This is a genomic window from Microbacterium esteraromaticum (assembly GCF_900163815.1).
Classification (GTDB): Bacteria; Actinomycetota; Actinomycetes; order Actinomycetales; family Microbacteriaceae; genus Microbacterium; species Microbacterium esteraromaticum_B.
Window position 1 is genome coordinate 12,819 of sequence record NZ_FUKO01000010.1, and the last position, 19,331, is coordinate 32,149.

The following is a 19,331-nucleotide window of genomic DNA, read 5'->3' on the forward strand; positions in this document are numbered from 1 at the left end:
GACTCCCGAATCCACCCTGCCAATGGAGGTATCCATGCTGTCGACGTTCCGCAAGTCGGCCATCGCTCTCGGAGCGGTCGCGCTGCTCGCCATCACGGGCTGTTCGGGAGGGAACTCCGCGAACAGCAACGGTGACGGCAACGCATCGGGCGGGGGATCCCTCGTGATCGACACCGCGTTCTCGATCGAGACCGCCGATCCCGGCCACTCCTACGACCCGACCGGCAACATGCTCGCCAAGGCGATGTACGAGACCCTCGTCGACTTCAAGGGCTCCGACGTCTCCACCCCGATTCCCGGGCTCGCCTCGTGGGAGGCGAACGACGGCGCAACCGAGTTCACCTTCACGCTCGAAGACGGCCGCGTCTTCTCTGACGGCTCGCCGATCGAGGCGAAGGACGTCGTCTTCTCGCTGCAGCGCATTCAGGGCATGCCCGAGGCCAAGCCGAACTTCCTGCTCGGCGGTGTGACGATCGAAGAGGTCGACGCGCAGACGATCAGCTTCACCACCGACACCCCGCTGCTGCAGCTGCCCGCCATCCTCGCCAACCCGGCGCTCGGCATCGTCAACTCCGACGTCGTCGCCGAGAACGGCGGCACCACCAGCGGCACCGACACCGCGCAGAAGTTCCTCGACGGCGAATCCGCAGGCTCCGGCCCCTTCGTGCTCGACACGCTCGACCTCAGCTCGCAGATCGTGCTGAAGAAGAACGACGAGTACAACGGCGACGAGAAGCCCGCCTTCGACCGCGTCGTCATCCGCAACGTCACCGAGAGCGCCACGCAGCTTGCCAACCTCAAGGGCGGCGACTCGATGGTCGCGATGGACCTCAACGGCGACCAGGTCGCCGGTCTCGGCGACGGCCTCAAGGTCGACTCCGTGCCCTCTGGACAGACCATCTTCCTGCTGCTGAACCAGTCGGAGGACGTCGCCGGTGATCTCTCGAACGTGAAGCTCGCCGAGGGCATCCGCTACGCGCTCGACTACCCGGCTCTGCTCGAACTCGCCGGTGCCGGATCCGTGCAGGCCACCGGCGTCATCCCTCCTGGGTTCGAGGGCGCACTGCCCAAGGGCATCACGCAGGACCTCGACAAGGCCAAGGCGGCGTTCGCCGAGGCCGGTTACACCGGCCAGACGCTGAAGCTGCAGTTCCCGAACGACTACCCGGTCGGCGGCGTGGAGTTCACGCCGCTCGCCGAGCGCATCCAGGCGCAGCTGAAGGATGCCGGTGTCACCGTCGAACTCGCACCCGCACCGTTCGCGACCGAACTCGACGCCTACGTCAACGGCAGCGAGGGCTTCGGTCTCTGGTTCTGGGGCCCCGACTACGCCGACTCGGCCAACTTCCTGCCGTTCGGTCCCGGACTGAAGGTCGGTCTGCGCTCGGGCTGGGCTGCCGACGCCAACAGCGACATCGCCGGCATCGCCGCGGATGCTGCCAGCGCCACCGATCCTGACGAGCGCACCACCGCGTTCACCAGCTTCGCCGAGGCGATGCAGGCCGACGGCCCGTTCGTGCCGCTGATCGTGCCCGGTCGCAATATCGCCACCTCCGACAAGGTGGACGGCGCGGTGTACAACTCCGTGTGGGAGATGGACATCGCCGAGATCACGCCCGCCGGCTGAGCGGAGCGAACGATATGACGACAGTGGCGGTGCAGACCCAGGCGCAGCGCAAGCGGTCCCCCCTCGCGGGGTACCTGCTGCGCCGGGTCGGCACCTCCGTTCTCCTGCTGATCGGCGTCACAATCGTGACGTTCCTGCTCACCAACCTCGTACCCGGAGACCCGGTCTCTGCTGCACTGGGTGAGGGAGCATCGCAGAACCCGGCGACGCGTGAAGCCTTCATCAAGGCGCACGGACTCGATCAGCCGCTGTTCGTCCAGTACTTCATCTATATGGGCAACCTGCTGCGCGGTGACCTGGGCACGTCCCTGGTCACCGGGCAGCCGGTCACCGCCGATCTGGCATCCGCCGTGCCGGCGACCATCGAGATCGCCATCTGCGCGATCATCCTCAGCCTTGCGGTCAGTCTCGTGCTCGGCACCCTCGCCGCGTACCGCCGCGGCCTGGTCACCGACCAGATCGTGCGCGTCGTGACGCTGATCGGACTGAGCGTGCCTACGTTCTGGCTCGCGCTGGTCAGCTTCTACTTCTTCTTCCTGCAGCTGCGCATCGCGCCAGGATCCGGCCGCATCTCGCCGTCGATAATCCCGCCGCCGAAGGTCACCGGCATGTACACGATCGACTTCCTGCTCAACGGCGACGGCGTCGGCTGGGCCGATGCCATGGCGCACCTCGCCCTGCCGGTCATGGTGCTGTCGCTCGTGACGATCGGTCTGCTCACCCGCTTCATCCGCACCTCGGTGCTCGAGGTGCTCGCCAGCGACTATGTGCGCGCGGCGCGCGCCAAGGGGCTCCCCGCGATGCGCGTCGTCATCGACTACGTGCTGCGCGGCGCCGCGCTGCCGGTGCTCACCGTGGTGGGCGTCGCCTTCGGAGCGCTGCTGTCGGGCACTGTTCTGGTCGAGTCGGTGTTCGCCTGGCCGGGTCTCGGCACCTACGCCTACAACTCGGCGGCGAACCTCGACCTGCCCGGCATCATGGGCGTCGGCCTGATCGTCGGCATCATCTACCTGCTCATCAACTTCGTCGTCGATCTGCTCTACGGCGTGCTGGATCCGAGAGTGAGGATCGCATGAGCCTCCGTGAGCCGCGCATGCCGATGCGCCTCAAACTGCGCTGGCCGCGCGCCTGGCGCACCCCGCTCGGCATCATCGGCACGGTCATCGCCGTCGGCTGGGTGATCATCGCCTTCACCGCCCAGTGGTGGGTGCCCTTCGAGCCCAACGCGCAGGTGCTGCCTCGCCTGCAGGAACCGGGCATCGACACCCTGTTCGGCACCGATGGCAACGGCCGGGACATCTTCTCCCGGCTGATGACCGGTGCCACCGTCACGATCCCGCTCGCGCTCACCCTCGTGATCGCGGCCATGATCATCGGCACCGTCGTCGGCGCGCTTGCCGGATACTTCGGCGGCTGGCTCGATGAGACGCTGATGCGCATCACCGACCTGTTCATGGCGTTTCCGACGGTGATCCTCGCGATGGTCGTCGCCGCATCGCTCGGCCCCTCGCTGTTCAACGCGGTGATCGCGGCGATCGTGGTCTCGTGGCCGCAGTACTCTCGGGTCACGCGCAGCATCGTGCTGTCGCTGCGCGGTCAGAACTACGTCATCGCCGGGCGCCTGCTGGGCCACTCGCCGGCGCGCACGCTCATCGTCGACATCCTGCCGAACATCGCCGGACCCCTGCTCGTGCTGGCGACGCTCGACATCGGCGCGGCGATCCTGCTGCTCTCGGGCCTGTCGTTCCTCGGGCTGGGCGCGCAGCCGCCGATGGCCGAGTGGGGATCGATGATCTCGTCGGCGATGCAGAACTTCGACGCCTGGTGGCTCGGGGTCTTCCCCGGACTCGCCATTCTCACCGTGGTGCTCGCGTTCAACTTCCTCGGCGACGCGATGCGCGACGTGCTCGACCCGACGGCAGAGGTTGCACACGAGAAGCGTGCCGAGCTCGCCACGTCAGGAGGCGCGGCATGAGCGTCCTCGACATCCGCGACCTCACCGTCGACATCGGCCGCCCGCTCGTGAAGGGCCTGTCGCTGCGGCTCGAAGCCGGGCGCATTCAGGGCCTGGCCGGCGAGTCCGGCTCTGGGAAGACGCTCAGTGCGATGGCGGTGCTCGGCCTGCTGCCGCGGCACGCCCGCACCGGCGGATCGATCACCCTCGCCGGCACCGAGTTGCTCGGCATGCGCCGCCGCGCGCTCAACCGCATCCGCGGTCGCCGGATCGCGATGATCTTCCAGGATCCGTCTGCCTCTCTGCATCCGCAGATCCCGGTGGGGCGGCAGCTGACCGACCACATGAAGGTGCACCTTCGCCTGCGCGGTGCGGCAGCGCGCGAACGGGCCATAGAGCTGCTCGAGCGGGTGCAGGTGCCGAACCCGGCCGAGGCGCTTCGGCGCTACCCGCACCAGTTCTCCGGCGGTCAGCGCCAGCGCATCGCCATCGCGTGCGCTCTCGCCTGCGACCCGGATGTGCTGCTCGCCGACGAGCCGACGACCGCGCTCGATGTCACCGTGCAGGCCGGCATCCTCACCCTGCTTCGCGAGCTCGCCGAAGAGCGTCAGCTCGCCGTGCTGCTGGTCACGCACGACCTCGGCGTGATGAGCGCGATCGCCGATGAAGTCGCCGTGATGAAGGATGGCCGGGTCGTCGAGCACGCCGACCGTGCCACGCTGTTCCGCGACCCGCAGCACGAATACACGCGGCAGCTGCTCGCGGCGCTGCCGGGGTCGGGGCTGGAGGCACCGGTTCCCGCAGCGGATGCTGCCGAGCGTGCGGATGCTGCCGACCCGACGACCGACGAGGAGAAGCACGATGTCTGATGCGATGGTCCTCGACGTGCAGAGCGTCAGCGTGCGCTACCCGGGAAATCCGCCGGTCGTCGCCGTGCAAGAAGTGTCACTGCAGGTCGCCGCGGGTGAGACCGTGGCGCTGGTGGGCGAATCCGGCAGTGGCAAATCGAGCCTTGCTCGTGCGGCCGTCGGGATCGAGAAGCTCGCCAGCGGCACCGTGAGATTCCGTGATGGCGAGGTGACGCCGATGCGGGTGCGCCGTCGGCCGAAGGCGCTGACCGGCATTCAGATGGTGTTCCAGGATCCGTCGACCTCGCTGAATCCGCGGCGCCGGATCGGCGACCAGATCGCCGACGGCATCGCCACCGCCCGTGCCCGCGGAGCCGAGGGCTCGCGCGTGGAGGAATGGCTGGAGAAGGTCGGGCTGCCGACAGCATCCGTCTCCAAGTATCCGCACCAGTTCTCGGGTGGGCAGAAGCAGCGCATCGCCATCGCGCGGGCACTCGCCGCTCGTCCGCAGCTGCTCGTCGCCGACGAGCCGATCTCGGCACTCGACGCGTCGACGCAGACCAGCGTCGCGGCCCTCATGCGCGACCTCGTCTCCGAGGCCGGAGCGGGGATGCTGTTCATCTCGCACGATCTCGCCGTCGTGCAGCGCATCGCCGATCGCACGTTCGTGATGTTCGGAGGGCGGGTGCTCGAGTCAGGGCCGACAGTCGACATCTGGGCAGATCCGCAGCATCCGTACACGCAGGCGCTGCTCGCCGCGATCCCGGAACCCGACGGAATGGGGCGCATTCCCGCTGCGCCGTCGGCCGCCGAGCGCGCGATCTGGGCCGACGTGCCCGCGGTGGCGCGCTGACCTCGAGCGCGCGGGAGTTTCGCGACGCGCCCGGATGTCCGCTAAGCTGTTGAGGTTGTCTGCCTTCTGGCATCCATTCGGGATTCCTGGGCGGACGACGTGCACAACACCCTCCTGCTTCCGGGAAAGTCCCGGTAGCCGTTCTAGTCCGAAGGAGGTGGGTAAGTGACGCACCAGTACGAGCTCATGGTCATTCTGACCCCCGAGCTGGACGAGCGCCAGGTTGCCCCCAACCTCGACAAGTTCCTGAAGGTCATCACCAACGATGGTGGCTCGATTGACAAGGTCGACGTATGGGGCAAGCGCCGTTTCGCCTACGAGATCAACAAGAAGAACGAAGGCATCTACGCCGTCGTCAACTTCACCGCGACGAGTGAGGCCACTCACGAACTCGACCGCCAGCTCAAGCTGAGCGAGCTCGTGTTCCGCACCAAGGTTCTGCGTGCTGAAGAAGCACAGGCCATGGTTGCCGCTGAGGCCAAGCGCGCCGAGGAGAAGGCTGCCCGCAAGCCCAAGGTCGCGAAGGTCTAAGGACAATGGCCGGCGAAACCGTCATCACCGTGGTGGGCAACCTCACCGCAGATCCCGAGCTGCGTTACACGCAGAACGGTCTGCCGGTGGCGAACTTCACCATCGCCTCGACGCCGCGTACGTTCGACCGCCAGGCCAACGAGTGGAAGGACGGCGAAGCGCTGTTCCTCCGCGCGTCGGTGTGGCGCGAGTTCGCTGAGCACGTGGCGGGCTCGCTGACGAAGGGCATGCGTGTTGTCGCGCAGGGCCGTCTGCGTCAGCGCTCCTACCAGGACCGCGAAGGCAACCAGCGCACCAGCATCGAGCTGGAGGTTGACGAGATCGGTCCGTCGCTGCGATACGCGACGGCACAGGTCACGCGGGCCGCTTCCACCGGCGGTGGGCAGTCCCGTCCGCAGCAGCAACAGCAGCAGCAGGTCTCGGAAGAGCCGTGGTCCACACCCGGTTCGACGAGTGCTGATGCCTGGAGCACTCCGGGCAGCTTCGGCGACGACACCCCGTTCTAACATTCCGGATGCTGCGGCATCCGATCTCATCTCTTAAGGAAAACTCATGGCTGGAAAGTCGAGCGGCGATCGCCGCAAGCCGCGGAAGGGTGGCAAGCCCACCGCTCCCGCGAAGTCGATCCGCGTGGGCGTCATTGACTACAAGGACGTCGCAACGCTTCGCAAGTTCGTTTCGGAGCGCGGCAAGATCCGCGCCCGTCGTATCACCGGTGTCTCCGTTCAGGAGCAGCGCCTCATCGCACGCGCCATCAAGAACGCGCGCGAGATGGCTCTTCTTCCCTACGCCGGCGCTGGCCGCTAAGGGGTGCTGACATGGCAAAGCTGATTCTCACGAACGAGGTCTCCGGGCTCGGAAGCGCCGGTGACGTCATCGAGGTCAAGAACGGGTACGCCCGCAACTACCTCGTTCCCCAGGGCCTCGCGGTCTCCTGGACCCGCGGTGGTGCCAAGCAGGTCGAGTCGATTCAGGCCGCCCGCAAGGCTCGCGCGATCCATGACCTCGACGAGGCCAAGGCTCTCAAGGACAAGCTCGAGGGCACCAAGGTTCGCATGTCGGTCAAGGCCGGTGGCGAAGGCCGCCTGTTCGGTTCGGTGAAGACCGCCGACGTGGCCGCTGCTGTCGAGGCAGCGGGCCTGGGCTCGATCGACAAGCGCAAGGTGCACATCGCCGCCCCGATCAAGGTCGTCGGCGCACACGAGGCAACAGTTCGTCTGCACGAAGACGTCCTCGCAGTGATCACCCTGCAGGTCGTCGCCGCGAAGTAATTCTCGGTTACAGAACGCCCCCGGTTATCTTCGGATGCCGGGGGTTTTCTGCGTTTCGGGTGGGGGCCGAGCGGGTGTGGACGGGTTGTGGTCGTGCGCTGACGGGTACGCCGGTACAGTCTGGGGGCCGACACGCCAGATGTCGGACCGGATGCTGCAAACGGTCCGACATGTGTACTTTGGGCCCCCAGACTGTTGGCGCCTCGGGGCCTGGCTGGCAGGTGCGGAACGGCGCGCCGCGCTCGTCCACCGGAGTTCCCCCGGCAGACGAGCACGGCTGCTCGCGTCACACGGTTCGCGTGCGGCGGATGAGTGCTCCTCCGATCAGCAGCAGCATCGCGGCAAGCACGCCCACAGCCGGTGACATAGCATCCGCGCCAGTCATGGCGAGGATGCTGGCGTCAGCGCTGCGCGCGGTCTGGTGCGATGCGCTCATGTCGACCGCGGCCGGCATTGCTCCGAGCTCAGCGCCCGGGTCGGTGCCGGGCTCAGCGCCAGGATCCGTGCCGGGCTCAGTCCCAGGGTTGGTGCCGGGGTTGGTGCCGGGGTCGGTGCCGGGGTTGGTGCCGGGGTCCGTGCCTGGGTCAGTCCCAGGATCGGTTCCCGGGGTAGTACCCGTACCCGGGTCGACGCTCGTGCTCTCGCCGAGAATTGCAATCGCATTGCCACCGATGGTGATCGGCGCGGTGATCGGAAGCAACAGCTGCGTGCCGCCGAGCAGCGAATCGATGCCGTTCGTCATCGCGGGTCCCCCCGCAGCACCCGTGGTGGGGACTGCGGTGTTTCCGGTGACTGTTCCGGTGCCGAGTACTGAGATGGCATTGCCCACCACAGAGATCGGTGCGGTGATGGGTGCGAGCACCTGTGTGCCGCCGAGGATGCTGTCCGTTCCGCCGGTGGTGGCGGTGTTGGTCGGTTCCTCGTTGTTCGGCATGGCCGGCATGGCCGGTGTGGTGTTTCCGGTGACCGTGCCGGTGCCGAGCACTGAGATGGCGTTGCCCATCGCGGTGATCGGTGCGGTGATGGGTGTGAGCACCTGTGTGCCGCCGAGGATGCTGTCCGTTCCGCCGGTGGTGGCGGTGTTGGTCGGTTCCTCGTTGTTCGGCATGGCCGGCATGGCCGGTGCGGTGGTTCCGTTCACCGTGCCGGTGCCGAGTACCGAGATGGCGTTACCCACCATAGAGATCGGCGCGGTGATCGGTGCGAGCACCTGGGTGCCGCCGAGAACGGCATCCGTTCCGTCCGTCTCCGCGTCGACGGCAGAATCTCCTGCCATTGACGTGCCCGCGTCAGCCGACTCGGTCTGCGCCGCGCCGCTGTTGCCCAGCAGCGAGATCGCGTTGCCCGAGATCGTCACCGGGATGGTGACGGAGATGGGCGCCTGCGTGCCCGAGAGCACGCTTTCGCTCCCCGACGTCGTCGCAGCCGGAGTCGGCGCGGCCGGAGCCGCGTTCGCCTTCGGTGCTGACGCCGGTGCCGGTGCTGGCGCCGCAGAAGCCTTCGCCGAAGATGAACCCAGCACGTTCACCGCATTGTCTTTCACGGTGACCGGCACGTCGACCTTCACGATCGCCTGTGTGCCGGATGCCACGCTGTTGTCACCGCTGGTCTGCGCGCTCGGCGCGGGTGCGGGTGCAGGTGCCGGTGCGGGTGCAGGTGCGGGTGCAGGTACGGCAGGAGCCGTATCTGCAGGCGCGGCTGGGTCCGCCGGCGCCGTGGCCGGAGTGGACTCAACGACGCTGGTGCCCAGCACCGATACAGCGTTGCCGAGCACCTTGATCGGCGCCGTCACCGGCGCCAGGATCTGTGATCCGCCGAGCAGACTGTCGTCGCCGTTGGATTCCGCCGCGTTGGCAGCGGATGCGCCGAGCAGCGAGATGCCGCCGGCGATCACCACACCCCAGAGGGCGTGCTTTGCGATAGTACGCATGATGAAATCTCCTGATCTTGTACGAGTGGAAAGCTGCACGGAAGCGCAGCCGGTGTCTGCCGATACGGAATCGGCTCACCACTCGTCAACCAGGAGAAACGTCGGTGCGACCGACGGCCGACGGCGGCAGGACAGAGTCCTCCGGCACGCGCGTGAGCGCACCGGCCTCTCGTAGCTGCGCCGAAAGATGATGCAGAGCGGCATTCATGCCGCTGGAAGACCCGCCCGGCCCCGCGGACGACGTGGCCGATGTGAGCGTGAGCGGAGGTCCCGCAGCTGGTCCCATCGGGCCGCTTGCGGGCACAGCTGCCGACGAGACGCTGGCCTCGGGCTCGACGGCGGACGGCTGCCGAGCGGTTGCGAACGATGCACCACGCAGCAGGACTGCGATTGCCGAGATGTCGGATGCAGCGGATGCTGGCACCAGGGCTTCGGGATGCTGCAGCGCGGGCGCAGCAGCGGGCATGCTGGCATCTGCGTCCGAATCCGCATCGGCACTCGCGTTCGCGTCGACGTCTGCCGGCTGCGGCTCGAGCGCATCGATCACCGGAGTGACGGTGTGTTCGACAACCGGCGTCACGGCGCCGACGACCTCATCGACAGCAGCCGCTGATGTGTCGAGAAGCTCTACCGCGCCAAGGTCTTCAAGCGCGTCGCCGACCACGGGGACCTTGCGAACGACCTCGGTCACCGGGCGGACGATCGACGACACCGGTGCGTTCGTGGCAACTGTGGTCACGGTGTCGGTGACAGCGGTGACGGTCTTGCGTGCTACATCCACGGCATCCGTGGCGGGTTTTCCGACAACCGGGACGGTGGCGACCGTGTCAGCCGTCTTCTCAACGACCTTCTTGGCCGTGTCGACGACCGGCGCCGTCACCTGCGTCACGGTATCTGCGGTGGACTCCGCAACCGGATCGACGACCTTCGACACGACGCCGCTCACCAGGTTGGTGAGGCCGGTCAGGGGCTTGGGATCGTCACCCTCATCAGCGTGAGCCTGACCGCCGCTGAAGAGCGCTGCGAAGAGGGCCCATGCGAGCACGGCCATGGCTCCCCAGAGAATCACCGCGGGTGTGCGGCGTCCCATCGCCTCAGCATTCATGGCCCCTGCCCCTCAGGTGTGCCTGATCACGTGTCTACGTGGCCGCGACGCTACCCCATCCGACACGCAACGTCTATAGCAACCATGCGCGAGAGCGCACCCGAGGGCGCCTTCAGCGGCGCAACGCCCGGGCTGCATTCCCACTTGACAATCCCCAAGTTCTACACATGTGGATCAACACGCCAATAACCTTCAATCTCGTCTTTAGGTCGAATCTCATCCACAGGGTGGGGACCAATAAAAGCCCAGTTCAAACCGGATATAAAAGTGTCCGCGGTACCTTCTCCACCGGGTTATCCACAGGCGTTCTGCACAGACACTCCGGCGTTCTCCGCAGACTCTCCACAGAGTTATCCACAGGCCGTGTTGCGTCTCGAACGCAGGGCTCTTAGCTTGGTGGAGACCGGATGTCCGAGGTCGGTGTTTCACTGCTGTTCACCGCCGGAAACCCGTTCCGGTCGTGTCCGCTGAATGCGCCGTGATCGCGACTCTTCAGCCAGGGGAGGAGCACGGTGTCGATCGCAGATATCTCTGAAGAACGACTTGGTGGGTCGCGCCGCCCCGAGCGCACCCCGCCGCATGACATCCTCGCCGAGCAGAGTGCCCTGGGCGGCATGCTGCTCTCGAAGGATGCTGTTGCAGACGTGATCGAGTCGCTCAAGGGCGCCGACTTCTACGTGCCCAAGCACGAGCTCATCTTCGAGGCGATCCTCTCGCTGTACTCGCACGGCGAGCCGACCGATGTGGTGGCCGTCACCGACGAGCTGATCAAGACCGGCGAGCTGGGCCGCGCGGGCGGCGCCGACTACCTGCACACGCTCACCTCGATCGTTCCCACCGCGGCGAACGCCGGCTACTACGCGGGCATCGTCTCTGAGCGGTCCATTTTGCGCCGCCTCGTCGACGCCGGCACTCGCATCGTGCAGCTCGGCTACGCCGGCGAAGGCGACGCGACCGACATCGTCAACAACGCGCAGGCCGAGATCTACTCGGTAACCGGCACCGAGACCGCCGAAGACTATGTGCCGTTGACCGTCGCGGTGGATGCCGCGGTCGAAGAGATCGAGGCGGCCAACGGCCGTGACGGATCGATGACCGGCATCCCGACCGGCTTCCGCGAACTCGACGAACTGACCAACGGTCTGCATGGTGGCCAGATGATCGTCGTCGCCGCTCGACCCGCCATGGGTAAGTCGACGCTCGCGCTCGACTTCGCTCGGGCAGCATCCATCGGCCACGATTTTCCCTCGATCTTCTTCTCGCTCGAGATGGGCAAGAGCGAGATCGCGATGCGTCTGCTCAGCGCCGAGGGCGGCATTCCGCTGCAGAACATGCGCAAGGGCACGCTCGACCCGCGCGACTGGACGACCGTCGCGTCCACCCGCGGCCGCATCAACGATGCGCCGCTGTACATCGACGACAGCCCGAACATGACGCTCGTCGAGATTCGAGCGAAGTGCCGCCGGCTCAAGCAGCGCGTCGGCCTGCGCATGGTCATCATCGACTACCTGCAGCTGATGACCAGCGGCAAGCGCGTCGAGTCGCGTCAGCAAGAGGTCTCGGAGTTCTCGCGTGCGCTGAAGCTGCTCGCCAAAGAGCTGCAGGTGCCGGTGATCGCACTGAGCCAGCTGAACCGTGGCCCCGAGCAGCGCACCGACAAGAAGCCCGCGATCAGCGACCTGCGCGAGTCGGGATCGATCGAGCAGGATGCTGACATGGTGATTCTGCTGCACCGCGACTCGGTCTACGACAAGGACGTGCGCCCCGGCGAGGCCGACCTCATCGTCGCGAAGCACCGCAACGGCCCTACCGCGACGATCAACGTCGCCTTCCAGGGGCACTACTCACGGTTTGCGGATATGGCACCTGGCGGGGACTTCAACTGATCGTTCGGACCGTCGACCTCCAGTGAGTACTCCAGGTGAGCGGGTCAGGCGCGAAAGCGCGTTGCGCGGTGACGACGCGGTGGTCGCCGACTGCCTTGCCCTTCTTGCCGGACGCGACGTCGATCCGGAGTTCATCTATGCGTTGGGTGGGCCTCCCGCTCGGTGGGCGATCACGGGGGACGTGGGCGGCCCGGATTACTGGCTCAGAGTGTGGGCACTGCGCGGGTTGCTCTACGTCTTTGCCGATTGCGCTGCGCCAGAGGTGATCGATGCTCTCTCCGACGAACACTGGCGAGTGCGGGAGATGGCGGCGAAAGTCTGCGCGCGCCGCCGAATCGAAGGTGTTCTGCCTCTGCTCGCGAAACTGCGCGACGACCCGAACATGCGAGTGCAGCGCGCGGCCGAACGCGCATCGATGCGAGTCGTCAGTTGACCAGACCAACGCCTGTCAGCGCTCGTGGGGGTCATGCACGTGCGGAGGAGGACCCGTCTTCAGCGGCCGAAAGCGCAGCATCCACATGAATCGCCGTCGTCGGGAAAACCGGCACCGGTGAGCCCTCGCTTGAGATCAGCAGCTCGATCTCGGTGCATCCCAAGATGATGCCCTCGGCTCCGGCGGCGACGACTCGTTCGATGACCTCTCGGTAGCGGTCGCGCGATTCCCCGCGGATGATGCCGTGCACCAACTCGTCGTAGATGACGCTGTGCACGGCTCTGCGGTCATCAGCATTCGGGATCACGGTGGCGATGCCGTGTTTGGTGAGACGGTCGCGATAGAACCGACGCTCCATCGTGAAAGCTGTGCCGAGTAGACCTACGGTGCGCAGACCCGCGCGGCTGATGGCTTCGGCTGCGCTGTCGACGATGTGCACAAAGGGCACCGAAATGGCGGCCTCGATCTGATCCGAAACGATATGCATCGTGTTCGTGCACAGTACGATGACGCCAGCGCCGGCATCCTGCAGTTTCCTCGCTCGCTCGGCGAGGAGCGCACCGGCCGCGTTCCAGTCCCCGTCCGCCTGCAGTTGCTCGATGTCGGCGAAGTCCAGCGAATCGAGCAGGACCCTTGCGGAGTGATGCCCACCGAGCCTTTCGCGAACGCGTTCGTTCGCCAGGCGGTACTACTCCAGCGACGACTCCCAGCTCATTCCGCCGAGAACCCCGATCGTCTTCATACGGTCAGCCTACGAGGCAACAGATGCTTCGACCGCCCGATGCTTCACAGTCTTCTTCCGCGCCCACTTCGCCGGCAGGTTCGGCCCATCCCACACCTGAATGATGCCCCACACCGCGGCCGTCGTCGGCACGGCGAGCACTGCGCCGATGAGGCCGCTGAGCGCCGTGCCGACAGCCAACGCGACCAGGATGACGAAGGCGTGCAGCTTCATCGTGCGACCCATCAGCACCGGCTGCAGCAGGTTGCCCTCGAGCTGGTTCACGAGCACGACGACGCCGACGACGAGCAGTGCGCTCACCCAGCCGTTGGCCACCAGCGCCACGCTGGCCGCCAAGATTCCGGCAAGCGTCGCACCGACGATCGGTATGAAGGCCAGCAGGAACACCAGCACGGAAAGCGGAATGGCCAGGGGTACTTGAAGAATGAGAAGACCGATGAGGATGCCGACAGCATCCACCAGCGCGACCGTGGCCGTGCCGCGCACGTAGGAGCCGAGAACGTGCACGGTCTTGTGGCCGATGCGGCGCGCGCGGTTTTCGCTTTCTCCGCGGAACGGGCGCAGCAGGAACTCCCACATCCGCGGCCCGTCCTTGAGGAAGAAGAAGAGGATCGTGACCAGCAGCACGCATCCGGTCAAGAACGTCGCCACCGCACCGACACCTGCCAGCGCACCGGACCCGAACTGCGAACTGGTCACGAAATCGGTGAGGGCGTCGGTCCACTCCTGCACCTGCTCGGGCGTGAACAGCTGGAACGGAAGCGTGTTCACCCAGGCGATCAGATGCTCGATGCCCTCCTGAGCCTGCTTGTACAGGTCATCCCACTGGTTGCGCACGGCCCAGACGATCATCCAGCTCACCCCGCCGAGCACCACGACGATGGTCAGCAGCGTGACCACAGTTGCCAGCAGATCAGGCACGTGGTGTTTGCGCATCCAGTTCATCACCGGTGCGAAGGCGCACGCGATGATCAGCGCGATCGCCAGCGGAATCGTCACCAGAGTGAGCGACTGGATCACGAAGACGATGCCCGCGGCGACCGTGACAACCAGCAGAATCTGCAGAGCACGAATGCTCAACCGCCCGAAAGCATCCGCCCAGAGGCTCCACGGCGCACGCGTCGCCCGCGGTTCGACGGTCGTCTGGTCGAGTTGGATGCGGCGGGCGCGATCACTGCGGAACAGGGCCATGCGTGAAGCCTAAGCCTCACGGCGGATTTGCTCGGGCCGGTTGACCGCGCGCGGCGGATAGGGGTTGCTACGCAGCATCCGCTCTGCGCAACCCGGCCTTACTCGGTGACCTGAACGGTCAGCTCCATGCCCATCTCGCGGTGGTTGCTCACCGAGCACCACCCGTCGAGGTCGCTTCCGATCACGCCGACGTCGATCACTTCACTCTCGCCGGGCGCCATATGCTCGCCGCCCGCACCGTTCTCGAAGACGAGGTCGTGCACCTCGGTTCCGGTGTTCTCGAAAGTGACCACCAGGTCATTGCCCTTCGGCACCTCGATCACGTCGGGAACGAAGCGCATCCCGTTCACGGTGACGGTGACCTCGGTGGTGTCGCCCGTCGGGTCGACTTCGGGTCCGGAGGCGCATCCGGTGAGAAGCAGCAGCGTCGCGCCGACCAGCGCGGCGAACGTCATCGCAGGACGTCGAAGGTGTGACACGGGTGCTCCTCTTCGCACAGGAAAGATGATGCATCCATCCTCCCGCATCGTCGGAGCGCTGGCTCTGCGCGCCGTCAGTCCGCAGCGCGCACCGACACCCGCCCGTCCGCCACGCGCACGTCCCAGCGCGGCTCATCGACCGACGCCGGACCACGCATGGCCGCACCGTCGCGAAGACGGAACCGACTGCCGTGCCACGGGCACACGATGCACCCGGCATCGTCGATGTGCCCTTCATCGAGAGGTCCGCCCGCGTGGGTGCAGGTGGCAGACAGCGCGCGAATGGTGTCCTCGTGCTTCACGAGTACGACGGCGACGCCATCGGCATCCACGCGAACCGGCTTGTCCGACGAGAGCTCGGTCTCGGCCGCGACGTCGACCCACGAATCGGCTGGCTCGTCGAACGCCGTGCGGTTCACGCCGGTGCCGCGCACGAACGAGAGGTGTCCACCCAGATAGGCGGCTGCGAGAGTGATGCCGAGCCCAGCGAGACTGAGCACCGTGCCCGCGCCGCGTGCCCCGCGGCGACGCGCGAACCACGATGCCATCTGCAGCGTGGTGCCGACGGAGTTGGCGAGCCCGTGCACGAGGCCCGCGCGCTGCTCGGCGCCGTAGCTGTCCGACCAGTCGGATGCTCCCGAGGCGGCGGCAGGCACCGCGGCAAGCACGCCGAAACCGGTGAGGCGGCGCGCGGCATCCGCCCCGGCGTCACCAGCTGTCAGATCGAGTACCGATGCGGCGAGCCAGGAACCGATCGGCACGTCGGTGAGCACCGGGTGCAGCGCGTGCCCGAGCCACGTTCCCGAAAGCAGGTTCTTGACCCCGCGACGACCCGTGGCCTTCTTGACCGCCGCCGCCACGGGTTCTGAAATCTCGTCGAGGCGCTCTTCCTTCTCGACTGCAGTGATCGCGCACTCCGCCGCGCTCTTGAGCTTGCTCATGCTGGCCTCCAGATCGGTCATCGTGCGGGCACTCTACGTGTACGCAGGGCCCGGGGCGATGCCGTTGAGAACGGTCAGTGCGGTGGCTAAGATTCTCTGGCGTGTCGCGCGCTGCGTGAAGATCCCGACCGGTCGCCGTTGTTCGTCCGCACTATTGCACTCTGCGAGACTTTACGGAGTGCGCCGCGTCGCCGCCGCATGTGGCATTCGCATTCCGCATCCGCGTTTCGTGGCATCCACACGCCGCCGCACTGTGCGCGCTCGCCGCAACCTGACTCACCACGTTCCGACAGGAGCCCCCATGACCGCCGTCGCCCCCGCCCACGATCCCGCCCAGGATCCGGCGTACCGCTACCGGATCGAACCGACGGTGATGCAGGCGCTGCGAAGCCCCCGCATCCTCACCAGGGAGGTTTTCGGCGGACTCGTCGTCGCGATCGCGCTCATCCCCGAGGCGATCGCGTTCTCGATCATCGCGGGCGTCGACCCTCGCGTCGGCCTGTTCTCTTCGTTCGTGATGGCCGTCGCGATCTCGTTCCTCGGCGGACGACCGGCGATGATCACTGCAGCGACCGGCGCGGTCGCCCTCGTCATCGCGCCGGTCGCGCGCGAGTATGGGATGGACTACTTCATCGCCACCGTGCTGCTGGCGGGCGCGATCCAGATCGTGCTCGCCGCGCTCGGCGTCGCGAAGCTTATGCGCTTCATCCCCCGCAGCGTCATGGTCGGTTTCGTGAACGCCCTGGCGATCCTCATCTTCGCCGCTCAGGTGCCGCAGCTGATCGGCGTGCCCTGGCTCGTCTACCCGCTGGTCGCCGCCGGCATCCTCATCATGTACCTGATGCCGCGGTTCACGCGGGTCGTGCCCGCGCCACTCATCGCGATCATCCTGGTCACCGGCGCCGCAATCGTGATCGGGATCAGCATCCCGACGGTGGGCGATCAGGGCGAGCTGCCGCGCAGCCTGCCCGAGCTGTTCATCCCGAACGTGCCACTGACGTGGGAGACGTTCGGCATCATCTTCCCGTACGCGGCGGCCGTCGCGGTCGTCGGACTGCTGGAATCGCTGCTCACGGCCAAGCTGGTCGACGACATCACCGACACCCACTCCCGCAAGACGCGTGAAGCATTCGGGCAGGGCATCGCGAACATCCTCTCCGGCGCGTTCGGCGGCATGGGCGGATGCGCGATGATCGGCCAGACGATGATCAACGTGAAGGCCTCGGGTGCGCGTACCCGCATCTCGACCTTCCTGGCCGGCGTCTTCCTATTGATCCTCGTCGTCGTGCTCGGTGACATCGTCGCCATCATCCCGATGGCGGCGCTCGTCGCGGTGATGATCGTGGTTTCGGTGAGCACGTTCGACTGGCACAGCATCCGTCTGTCGACGCTGAAGCGGATGCCGAAGAGCGAGACCCTCGTGATGGTGGTCACCGTCGCCATCACCGTCTGGACGCACAACCTCGCGATCGGCGTCGGCGTCGGCGTGATCACCGCGATGATCCTCTTCGCCCGCCGGGTCGCGCATTTCGTCACCGTCACCCGGCACGTCTCCGACGATGCCTCGGGCGAGGCCGAGTCCGTCGCGCGCTACGAAGTGAACGGCGAGCTGTTCTTCGCCTCGAGCAACGACCTCACCACGCAGTTCGAATACACCCGCGACCCCGAGCGCGTCGTCATAGACATGTCACGCTCGCACGTGTGGGATGCCTCGACCGTCGCCGCGCTCGACGCGATCGAGACCAAGTACCAGCGTCAGGGCAAATCCGTCACCTTCGAGGGGATGAACGACGCCACCACGCAGTTCCACGGCCGCCTGCGCGGTGAGCTGGGCGCGGGCGAGTAAACGGTCAGGACTCCGCGGCCGCCATCGGCAGCTGCGGACCGTGGTTCCAGGCCAGGATCGTCGGCTGCTCGCGGGCATAGCCGAGCACGGAGACCGACCCCGCATCGAGCGAGATCGAGGCCGCGAATCGTGGAGCCTGCCGCAGGAACACGGCGGTGAGGATGCGCAGGCAGTGGCCGTGCCCGATGAGCGCCACATCGCCCTTCACCATCGCGGGCAGCACCCGGGTGAGCACACGCGACGCCCGCGCCGCCACCTCTTCGACGGTCTCGCCCGGCGTCGTCTCGCCGCGGATCACCCCGTGCTCGAAGGTCGTCCAGTTGTAGCCGAGCTCGGCGCGGATGTCCTTCGTGGTGCGACCCTCGTAGCCGCCGTAGTCCCACTCGACCAGGAGCGGATCGATGTCAGCATCCAGCCCCGCCAACTCGGCCGTGCGCGCCGCGCGCTGCAGGGGCGAGCTCAGTACCAGCCGAAAATCGTAATCGCGCACCAGCTCTCCGGCCGCGCGCGCCAGCTCTTCGCCGTGCGACGTGAGCGGAATGTCGGTGAGTCCGGTATGCCTGCCCGTCCGCGACCACTCGGTCTCGCCGTGCCGCAGCAGCACGAGCTTGCCCTGCGGGTTGTCGGGTGCCGGGTGATCGGGGAGCGGATCGGTGGTGCTCATTCGGCCACCGTACCGCGCAGCATGGTCGATCGGGCTTCACTCCGTCAGCACGCGCACGGCCTGCGTCAGCCGCGTGCGCACATCGAACACCTCGTTGCCGCCCAGCATTCGCGCCCCGGGCGCCCCATTCCGCAGCACTGTGCGCAGAGCGCTGCGCCGAACGACAGTCACCGGGATGCTGCGCACACGCCCCAGCGAAGCGACCGCATCATGCAGATCCTCATCGGGGAGGATGAGAATGGCCCCGCCGAACCGCACCCGTGCGGCGCGCGAGATCACCCGCATCCGCGTGAGCAGATCGGCGATCGGCGTGCTCGCACCCACGGTCGCGCCGATCACCTCGCCCTGTCGAAAGCGCACGTCCCCGCCGAAATCCTCGGACATCAATCCGTACAGCCCCGACGGTGCGAGCACGACATGGTCGAGCTTCAGAATCGCGCCGCCGCCGGTGACCGATGCGTCCGCAGCATCCGGATCCCCCCACGCCACACCGCAGTCGACGTCATGCCAGGCCGTGAATCCGATTCCCAATCCGTCGATCGCCGACGCGGTCGCCTCTTCGGCGAGGGCATCCGCGAGCAGTCGCCGCACCTCCCACGGCGCCGCGCGGACGATTGCGGGGTCGTGGGCCTCGGCATCCGTCAGTTCACGACCGAGGTGTGCGCGCAGCATCTCGCGGTAGCGCCGCCGCCGCCACGCTCCAGCCTGTCCGTACGAGGTCGTGCGCGGCCGGGTTCCGGTCCATGCGCGGGTGGTCGGCGCGGATGCCCACTGCCCGCCCGTGTCGCGACCTCGGTCGTACGCGGCTCGGGCCTCCGACGAGCCGATCTGCTCCCACGCGCGCTGCACGCGAATGAACAGCGCCGCGTCGCCCCCGGTGTCGGGATGCGTTTGCCGCAATCGCAGCCTGTATGCGCGGCGCAGCTCGTCGTCGCTGACCGTGGTCGCGACGCCGAGGAGTTCGTAAGCGGATGCTGCCAGCGGGCCGTCGAAGGTCACGATCACACGTTAGACGGCGCGGCCGTGTCTG

20 protein-coding genes are annotated in these 19,331 nt (G+C 66.9%); 12 read left to right on the forward strand and 8 right to left on the reverse strand.

The features are described from left to right. The first annotated feature begins 34 nt into the window (after positions 1-34). The 9 genes from FM104_RS02600 (at position 35) to rplI (ending at position 7,084) form a co-directional block, all read left to right on the forward strand. Positions 35-1,627 (forward strand): ABC transporter substrate-binding protein, encoded by a 1,593-nt coding sequence (locus FM104_RS02600; protein WP_087129935.1) that lies wholly within the window; start codon positions 35-37, stop codon positions 1,625-1,627. A gap of 14 nt (positions 1,628-1,641) precedes the next feature. Continuing rightward, positions 1,642-2,703, forward strand: coding sequence for an ABC transporter permease (locus FM104_RS02605; RefSeq protein ID WP_087129907.1), 1,062 nt, complete (start codon positions 1,642-1,644; stop codon positions 2,701-2,703). Continuing rightward, positions 2,700-3,602, forward strand: a complete 903-nt coding sequence (locus FM104_RS02610; RefSeq protein ID WP_218778541.1) for an ABC transporter permease — start codon at positions 2,700-2,702, stop codon at positions 3,600-3,602. The genes FM104_RS02605 and FM104_RS02610 overlap by 4 nt, the downstream gene beginning before the upstream one ends. Then, positions 3,599-4,450, forward strand: coding sequence for an ABC transporter ATP-binding protein (locus FM104_RS02615; protein WP_087129908.1), 852 nt, complete (start codon positions 3,599-3,601; stop codon positions 4,448-4,450). The genes FM104_RS02610 and FM104_RS02615 overlap by 4 nt, the downstream gene beginning before the upstream one ends. Continuing rightward, positions 4,443-5,282, forward strand: coding sequence for an ABC transporter ATP-binding protein (locus FM104_RS02620; protein ID WP_087129909.1), 840 nt, complete (start codon positions 4,443-4,445; stop codon positions 5,280-5,282). The genes FM104_RS02615 and FM104_RS02620 overlap by 8 nt, the downstream gene beginning before the upstream one ends. Positions 5,283-5,447: 165 nt before the next feature. Continuing rightward, positions 5,448-5,813 (forward strand): 30S ribosomal protein S6, encoded by a 366-nt coding sequence (gene rpsF / locus FM104_RS02625; protein WP_087129910.1) that lies wholly within the window; start codon positions 5,448-5,450, stop codon positions 5,811-5,813. Between the two features lie 5 nt (positions 5,814-5,818). Beyond that, positions 5,819-6,319: a single-stranded DNA-binding protein gene (locus FM104_RS02630; RefSeq protein WP_087129911.1), complete on the forward strand. Its 501-nt coding sequence runs from the start codon at positions 5,819-5,821 to the stop codon at positions 6,317-6,319. 46 nt (positions 6,320-6,365) lie between these two features. After that, the gene (rpsR, locus tag FM104_RS02635) at positions 6,366-6,620 is read left to right on the forward strand and encodes a 30S ribosomal protein S18 (protein WP_087129912.1); all 255 of its coding nucleotides are present in this window, start codon (positions 6,366-6,368) and stop codon (positions 6,618-6,620) included. Positions 6,621-6,631: 11 nt separating this feature from the next. Then, positions 6,632-7,084, forward strand: a complete 453-nt coding sequence (gene rplI, locus FM104_RS02640) for a 50S ribosomal protein L9 (RefSeq protein ID WP_087129913.1) — start codon at positions 6,632-6,634, stop codon at positions 7,082-7,084. Between the two features lie 286 nt (positions 7,085-7,370). On the opposite strand, the gene FM104_RS16435 is transcribed toward rplI, so the two are convergent. Both FM104_RS16435 and FM104_RS02650 read right to left on the reverse strand, forming a co-directional pair. Beyond that, the gene (locus tag FM104_RS16435; protein WP_179206642.1) at positions 7,371-9,014 is read right to left on the reverse strand and encodes a hypothetical protein; all 1,644 of its coding nucleotides are present in this window, start codon (positions 9,012-9,014) and stop codon (positions 7,371-7,373) included. Between the two features lie 85 nt (positions 9,015-9,099). After that, the gene (locus tag FM104_RS02650; protein ID WP_087129914.1) at positions 9,100-10,104 is read right to left on the reverse strand and encodes a hypothetical protein; all 1,005 of its coding nucleotides are present in this window, start codon (positions 10,102-10,104) and stop codon (positions 9,100-9,102) included. Positions 10,105-10,631: 527 nt separating this feature from the next. On the opposite strand from FM104_RS02650, the gene dnaB reads away from it, so the two are divergent. Both dnaB and FM104_RS02660 read left to right on the forward strand, forming a co-directional pair. Then, positions 10,632-12,005 carry a replicative DNA helicase gene (gene dnaB / locus FM104_RS02655; protein WP_087129915.1) on the forward strand — a complete coding sequence of 458 codons (1,374 nt, stop codon included), beginning with the start codon at positions 10,632-10,634 and terminating at the stop codon, positions 12,003-12,005. Positions 12,006-12,027: 22 nt separating this feature from the next. Beyond that, a complete protein-coding gene (locus FM104_RS02660; protein WP_179206643.1) occupies positions 12,028-12,438 on the forward strand; it encodes a HEAT repeat domain-containing protein in 411 nt (136 codons plus the stop codon). Between the two features lie 31 nt (positions 12,439-12,469). Here FM104_RS02660 and FM104_RS02665 read toward each other — a convergent pair whose 3' ends face one another. From FM104_RS02665 to FM104_RS02680, 4 genes are all read right to left on the reverse strand, one after another. Next, positions 12,470-13,120: an aspartate/glutamate racemase family protein gene (locus FM104_RS02665; protein ID WP_256971486.1), complete on the reverse strand. Its 651-nt coding sequence runs from the start codon at positions 13,118-13,120 to the stop codon at positions 12,470-12,472. A gap of 69 nt (positions 13,121-13,189) precedes the next feature. Further along, positions 13,190-14,371: an AI-2E family transporter gene (locus tag FM104_RS02670; protein WP_087129917.1), complete on the reverse strand. Its 1,182-nt coding sequence runs from the start codon at positions 14,369-14,371 to the stop codon at positions 13,190-13,192. A 98-nt stretch (positions 14,372-14,469) separates the two neighbouring features. Further along, positions 14,470-14,850 (reverse strand): cupredoxin domain-containing protein, encoded by a 381-nt coding sequence (locus tag FM104_RS02675; protein WP_218778542.1) that lies wholly within the window; start codon positions 14,848-14,850, stop codon positions 14,470-14,472. Between the two features lie 74 nt (positions 14,851-14,924). Then, positions 14,925-15,791, reverse strand: a complete 867-nt coding sequence (locus FM104_RS02680; RefSeq protein WP_087129919.1) for a Rieske 2Fe-2S domain-containing protein — start codon at positions 15,789-15,791, stop codon at positions 14,925-14,927. Between the two features lie 301 nt (positions 15,792-16,092). Between FM104_RS02680 and FM104_RS02685 the strand changes: the two genes are divergently transcribed. Beyond that, positions 16,093-17,637, forward strand: a complete 1,545-nt coding sequence (locus tag FM104_RS02685) for a SulP family inorganic anion transporter (protein WP_087129920.1) — start codon at positions 16,093-16,095, stop codon at positions 17,635-17,637. 4 nt (positions 17,638-17,641) lie between these two features. Here FM104_RS02685 and FM104_RS02690 read toward each other — a convergent pair whose 3' ends face one another. Together FM104_RS02690 and FM104_RS02695 are read right to left on the reverse strand one after the other, a co-directional pair. Further along, on the reverse strand, positions 17,642-18,301 hold the full coding sequence (locus tag FM104_RS02690; protein WP_087129921.1) for a histidine phosphatase family protein: 660 nt from the start codon (positions 18,299-18,301) through the stop codon (positions 17,642-17,644). A 36-nt stretch (positions 18,302-18,337) separates the two neighbouring features. Beyond that, positions 18,338-19,300 carry a J domain-containing protein gene (locus tag FM104_RS02695; RefSeq protein WP_373407829.1) on the reverse strand — a complete coding sequence of 321 codons (963 nt, stop codon included), beginning with the start codon at positions 19,298-19,300 and terminating at the stop codon, positions 18,338-18,340. Positions 19,301-19,331: the final 31 nt, after the last annotated feature.